Raw genomic sequence first — 921 nt, forward strand, 5'->3', positions numbered from 1 at the left:
AGGGGCAGGATCGGAATACCCTCCATCAGCTCGGCATAGCCGAAGGTCAGGCGCATGGCGCCGGTCTCCGGATCCAGGCCCACGGTGCCCAGGATCACCCCCATGCCACCGGCGGCCAGCCCCTTAAGGAAGGAGCCACCGGCCATGCCGGCGATAAAGATCAAGGCGAAGACCAGAATCGCCGCCAGCTCATAGGGGCCGAACTTGAGCGCCACGGCGGCGAAGGGAATCGCCACCGCGATCAGCAGCAGAGTGGCCAGCAGATCACCGATCACCGAGGCCAGCAGGCCCACCTTGAGCGCCTTGCGCGGCTTGCCGCTGCGCGCCAGCGGATAGCCATCCAGGCAGGTCGCCGCGGACGACGCTTCGCCGGGGGTGTTGAGCAGGATGGCCGAGACCGCGCTGCCCGCGGCCGTGCCCTTGGAGAGGCCGATCAAGAAGGCGATGGCGGCAAAGGCCGACATGTAGAAGGTCAAGGGAATCGCGATGGCGATGGCCACCGAGCGATTCAGGCCGGGGATGACCCCGACGATATAGCCGAGCAGCACCCCCCCCAGAATCACGGCGATGGAGTGGATCGTGAAGGCGGCCCCGAAGGAGGCCAGAATGGCGTCGAATCCAATCATCTCAAACCACTCCAATGCGCATCAGGTGCGCGGTCAGGACATAGAGCCCGGCGGTAGGAATGGCGGAGACCAGACCGACCACGTACCAGCGACGCTCACCGAGGATCATCAGCAACAGGCCGATCAAGAAGGGCGCCACCCAGGTCAGCGGGAAGCGGTCGATCAAGACGATAAAGGCGAGCACATAGAGAAACGGCCAGAGCATGTGCCACGTGTCACCCAGGCTTGGCAGATTGACCAGCGTCTCGCCGGTACGCCGCGCCTGAATGGCACTGAGCACGGTCAGCGCCAGGGC

Annotated in this window: 1 protein-coding gene and 1 pseudogene; both read right to left on the reverse strand. The window is 65.0% G+C overall.

All coding sequences use genetic code 11. From position 1 onward, the window contains the following. On the reverse strand, nucleotides 1–626 hold a 626-nt coding region (locus IEI94_RS22745), incomplete at its 3' end, for a tripartite tricarboxylate transporter permease (protein WP_224750335.1). Nucleotide 627: 1 nt separating this feature from the next. Continuing rightward, nucleotides 628–921 (reverse strand): annotated as a pseudogene (locus tag IEI94_RS21205) (hypothetical protein); the annotation flags it as partial.

The sequence above is a fragment of the Halomonas sp. ML-15 genome (assembly GCF_014779595.1).
In the GTDB taxonomy this organism is placed as follows: domain Bacteria; phylum Pseudomonadota; class Gammaproteobacteria; order Pseudomonadales; family Halomonadaceae; genus Franzmannia.